The sequence below is a fragment of the Christensenella sp. genome, assembly GCF_034927525.1.
Taxonomy (GTDB): Bacteria; Bacillota; Clostridia; order Christensenellales; family Christensenellaceae; genus Christensenella.
Window position 1 is genome coordinate 1 of sequence record NZ_JAYFPU010000253.1, and the last position, 4,295, is coordinate 4,295.

The following is a 4,295-nucleotide window of genomic DNA, read 5'->3' on the forward strand; positions in this document are numbered from 1 at the left end:
CCCCACCCGGTATTGGCGACATTTCCTGCCCCATGTCTGTGTGGACAAGGCGGTGGAGGTGATGTCGACCCTTAACGGGATGACCAATATCGACTGGGCCCTGAAGGAACTGCTGGGGCGCCCAGACTACGCCCTGGCGGACCAGATGGTGGAGATGACCGAGCCCGGTGCCGGGGGGGTGGTGTACCATCCCTATTTATCCACCGCCGGAGAGCGGATGCCCTTTAACAATGTCAATGCTAAGGCCAGCTTCTTTGGTATTTCGGATAGTACCAGCCGGGAGCAGCTGCTCCGAGCAGTGTACGAATCCATTGCCTTCTCTATACGGGATTGTATGGAAGGGTACAATGGGATTGATAAAATCCTGATTTCCGGCGGCGGGGCCACCAGCGGCATCCTTCCCCGAATCATAGCCGATGTCAACGGCGCCACCGTGGCTGTGTCCAAGGGCAGTGAATTCGCCGCCCGGGGTGCGGTGATGGCCGCCGGAGTCGGTCTGGGCCTGTACGCAGATTTTGAAGATGCTGTTCGATCCTGCTGCCGCCTGGATAAGATTTATCAAGCCAAGTCCTATCCGGTCTACGACCGAACCTACCAGCTGTATCGGGAGCTGCGCCGGGCCTTTGCACCGCTTTGGCAGCTGCGTAAAGAATTGTTGGGATAAAATGTAAAAAAGAAAAGGCCAGCCAAGGAATGATTTGTTCTTTGGCTGGCCTTTTTTATCCCAATTTCTTTTTAAGCATTTCCGGATTGGTGGCATAATCCAGGGCAACGGTCTTGGTAATGCGGCCCTGGGACACTAAAGACAGCAGGCTATTATCCATGGAAATCATATTTTCCTGATTGGCGGAGTAAAGCATGCCCTCAATCTGATGAATTTTATTTTCCCGGATCATATTTCGAATTCCAGGATTCAGCGTCATAATTTCAAAGACAGGAATGAGTCGTCCATCTACATCTGGGATAAGCTGCTGGGAGACCACGGCCCCCAGGCACATGGAAAGCTGGACGGCGATCTGGTTTTGTTGGTTAGGGGGGAAGACATCAATCACCCGGTCAATGGTATCCGCCGCCCCCAGGGTATGGAGGGTGGACAGGATGAGATGGCCGGTTTCAGCGGCGGTCATGGCGATGTCGATGGTTTCAAAATCCCGGAGCTCTCCCAGGAGAATGACGTCGGGGCTTTGTCTCAGGGAGGCCCGGAGGGCGGTGACGTAATCCACCGTATCACTGCTGATTTCGCGCTGGCTGACAATGCTTTTTTTATGACTGTGGAGGTGCTCCAGGGGGTCCTCCAGGGTGATGATGTGCTTGTGCTGGGTCTCGTTGATATGGTCGATCATACAGGCCAGGGTAGTGGATTTACCGCTGCCCGCCGGCCCGGTAATCAGGACCAGGCCCTTCACCATTTCCATAAGGGCGATAACGGCCTGGGGAATCCCCAGGGCTTGGGGATCAGGGAGCTGGAAGCTGATAATACGGACCACGGCAGCAGCGGAGCCCCGCTGCTTATAGGCACTGGCCCGAAACCGGGAGATTCCCACCAGGGAAAAGGAAAAATCGTCGTCTCCGGCGGCGAAGAATTGATCGTAATCCCGATTATTGGCCAGCTGGTAAATCCCGCGGATCAGGGCCTCGGTATCCTGGGGCAGCAGCTTGGTTTGGGTGATTTGGACCAAACGGCCATTGGTCTTGTAGGTCAAGGGCAGTCCGGCGACGATAAAGATGTCCGAGGCCTTATTTTGGGTGGCGTGGTTTAAAATTTGGGAAATATCCATTTAAAATCTCATTTCTAGTTCAGGGTAATCACTGGTAAAGTGTTATCTGGCTGCCAATCGTTAGTGGAGATGACCTGCCAGCGGGTAATCTGGTAAGTGGTGCCTTCGGGAGGGAGGGTTAAGCTGACGGCCAAAGCCTGGCCACCTCCCATTTCTTTATTAAAAGCGATGGTGCGGCTACTGGCATCCCAGGTGCATCCCCCAGGGAGAAGGTTTGGGAGGGTGGTATCATCCGGAGAAGGCCCTTGGGATAAGGCCTGATCAATTTGGGCCAGGGTCTCCTCTGCTTGGTTTTCGGCCTGGTAATAAGCCGTGGTGGATTTCAGAACCTTGTCGCTCAGCTGTTTATCGGCGTTGGCGCTGGACACGGACAGCACGGCGAAGGTCACCAGGGCCAGGACGGTAAAAATGACGAGGAAGGAGGAGGCACCGACATTCATCATATTAAAGCCTTTCTTCATCATGGCGTGGTCCCCCCTCTTTCACCCATGGGGATGTAACGCTTGACCTGGAGGGTATACAGGCTCTCCTGTGTGACGGCCTGGGTGACGACAATCTCCCCGGTGATCATGCCCTCGGCCTGGCTTAACAGGATGCGCATTTGGATGTCGGCATCCCCAGGGGCGCAGGTTTGACCCTGGGTATCGTAGCTGCATTCCACGGCCCCCTCGGACAGTGTGGCCCCCGGGAGGTTTTGCAGCAATGCGGTGGCAGCATCCCCGGGGTTGCCCCGGATAATATCCGCGGCACTGCTGGCCTCATTGACGGCCAGCTGGGTACGCTGGGTGTCTGTGCTGAGGAGATGGGCTTTAACGAAAATCTGGACACAGACCCCACTGGCAAGGACGAAGAAAAAAATGGCGATGATGAGCTCCATGAGGAAGAGGGTGTTTTTAGATGTGGTGTATCGATGCTTCATGGGAACCTCCTCATGGATTGAATGCAACAAAACGCTGATGGTGTCGCCCGGTTCCATCGGTAATGGATAGCTCAAGGAGGCCCGTGCCGGCCAGGGATGGGACAAAGGCATCCACCGGCAGGATATCCTGTCCGGCCCCGGGGGTAACGGCATCGGATGTCTTGATGGTCAGCTCCTTAAGATTGCCCTGCCAGGCGTAGATCAGGGTACGGGTCTGGGCCTCCGTATCCTCCAGGCTGAGGGCTTTGGTATCTCCTACCTCGGTGATGGTAATGGGGCCGCTAGTGCTGCGGATTTTTTGGGTGACGTAGGTGGTGGCGGTGCGCCCCAGGTAGTTTTCATTCATATGGGTGACGGTTTGGCTGTAGACCTTGATGCCGATGAAGATGACGGCAAAGGTGCAAAGGGCGAAGGCGAAGAATAGGGCTAAAACGAAGAGATAATCCACCACGTGTTCCCGGGATTTCTGAATTTTCATGAGGAACCTCCCAGGGGGATAATGGTAATGCCTGGAAGAATATTGGTCCCGTAGGGCGTGTAATCCACCAGGTATTTCTTTTTATCGTAGCTTAAGCCATAGTGCTCCTCCATATAGCCCAGACTTTGGGGGTAGCGCCCCTCCGTGGCATAACAATGGACCACGGCGTGCTGGACGGCATTTTTCAGGTTCTGGATTTCCTCGGCCTGGGAGGAGGAGGAAACCTGGAGGATACCGAAGATAAAGACCCCGGCGACGAGGAGGAAAACCACCAGGGCCACCGCCGAATCCCTTAGGATGGATCTGCTTTTTTGAGTTGGATTGAATCGATTTTTCATAGAGCCACCTCCTGGAGGCAAAATGACCGGATCAGCCAATGGTGCTCATGATACCGAGAAGGGGAAACATAACCGAGAGCAGGATAATGCCGACGATGATGGAGAGGACAGCGACTAAGGTGGGTTCTAGAACGGAGAGCATCCCGTCGATGGCGGTGTCCACCTCGTCGTTGTACTGGCTGGCAATCCGGTCCATGGCCGTGTCCAGGGTGCCGCTCTTGTGACCGATGGCCAGAATCTTGCCGTAGATACCGGAAAAAAGGGCAGCTTCGTGGAGGGCATCTGGAAAGCTGCTCCCCTGGGCCATTAGGGTCTGGGCCACCGTGATTTTTTTCTTTAGGCCGGGATTTTCGGTGATATCCGCCACCAGGCTGAGGCTGTGCTCTCCGTCTAAGCCACTGGCAATGGTCATGGAAAGGCCGCCGGCAAAACGGGCCAGGGCAATTTTTTCATTGAGCTTCCGGGTGAGGAAGAATTTCGAGGAAAAGCTGGCCATGGCGGCCCGACCCCGGGGAACCTTGCATAAATAAAAGATAGTGGCCAGGAGGAGGATGAGGAGGACCACAAAGACCGCGGCGTAGCGGTTCATGGACAGGCCCATTTCTAAAATGGCCCGGGAAAATCCCGTCATTTCAGCTCCGAGCTGGGCAAAGACCTGGGCGAATACCGGCATAACATTGACCATAAGCACCACCACGATAACAAGCATCATCCCGATCATGATAAGGGGATAAGATATGGCACTGCGCACCCCCCGGGCGATATCCTCTTCCCGACCGTAA

At 55.0% G+C, this 4,295-nt stretch carries 7 protein-coding genes; 1 reads left to right on the top strand and 6 read right to left on the bottom strand.

The window, feature by feature from the left end; translation table 11 throughout:
- Positions 1-664 (top strand): xylulokinase (locus VB081_RS10525; RefSeq protein ID WP_323400776.1); only part of this gene is annotated, 664 nt, incomplete at its 5' end.
- Positions 665-719: 55 nt separating this feature from the next.
- On the opposite strand, the gene VB081_RS10530 is transcribed toward VB081_RS10525, so the two are convergent.
- The 6 genes from VB081_RS10530 to VB081_RS10555 form a co-directional block, all read right to left on the bottom strand.
- Positions 720-1,778, bottom strand: coding sequence for a type IV pilus twitching motility protein PilT (locus VB081_RS10530; protein ID WP_323400777.1), 1,059 nt, complete (start codon positions 1,776-1,778; stop codon positions 720-722).
- Positions 1,779-1,792: 14 nt separating this feature from the next.
- On the bottom strand, positions 1,793-2,242 hold the full coding sequence (locus VB081_RS10535) for a hypothetical protein (RefSeq protein WP_323398471.1): 450 nt from the start codon (positions 2,240-2,242) through the stop codon (positions 1,793-1,795).
- Complete coding sequence (locus VB081_RS10540) at positions 2,239-2,697, bottom strand: hypothetical protein (protein WP_323398472.1); 459 nt, start codon at positions 2,695-2,697, stop codon at positions 2,239-2,241. The genes VB081_RS10535 and VB081_RS10540 overlap by 4 nt, the downstream gene beginning before the upstream one ends.
- A 10-nt stretch (positions 2,698-2,707) precedes the next feature.
- The gene (locus VB081_RS10545) at positions 2,708-3,175 is read right to left on the bottom strand and encodes a DUF4860 domain-containing protein (RefSeq protein WP_323398473.1); all 468 of its coding nucleotides are present in this window, start codon (positions 3,173-3,175) and stop codon (positions 2,708-2,710) included.
- On the bottom strand, positions 3,172-3,513 hold the full coding sequence (locus VB081_RS10550; protein ID WP_323398474.1) for a hypothetical protein: 342 nt from the start codon (positions 3,511-3,513) through the stop codon (positions 3,172-3,174). Before VB081_RS10550 ends, VB081_RS10545 begins: the two co-directional genes overlap by 4 nt.
- A gap of 31 nt (positions 3,514-3,544) precedes the next feature.
- On the bottom strand, positions 3,545-4,295 hold a 751-nt coding region (locus tag VB081_RS10555), incomplete at its 5' end, for a type II secretion system F family protein (protein WP_323400778.1).

Excerpts from the sequence above, each read along its gene's own strand:
- VB081_RS10530 (WP_323400777.1), bottom strand. The coding sequence starts at position 1,778 with ATGGATATTTCCCAAATTTTAAACCACGCCACCCAAAATAAGGCCTCG.
- VB081_RS10535 (WP_323398471.1), bottom strand. The coding sequence starts at position 2,242 with ATGATGAAGAAAGGCTTTAATATGATGAATGTCGGTGCCTCCTCCTTC.
- VB081_RS10540 (WP_323398472.1), bottom strand. The coding sequence starts at position 2,697 with ATGAAGCATCGATACACCACATCTAAAAACACCCTCTTCCTCATGGAG.
- VB081_RS10545 (WP_323398473.1), bottom strand. The coding sequence starts at position 3,175 with ATGAAAATTCAGAAATCCCGGGAACACGTGGTGGATTATCTCTTCGTT.
- VB081_RS10550 (WP_323398474.1), bottom strand. The coding sequence starts at position 3,513 with ATGAAAAATCGATTCAATCCAACTCAAAAAAGCAGATCCATCCTAAGG.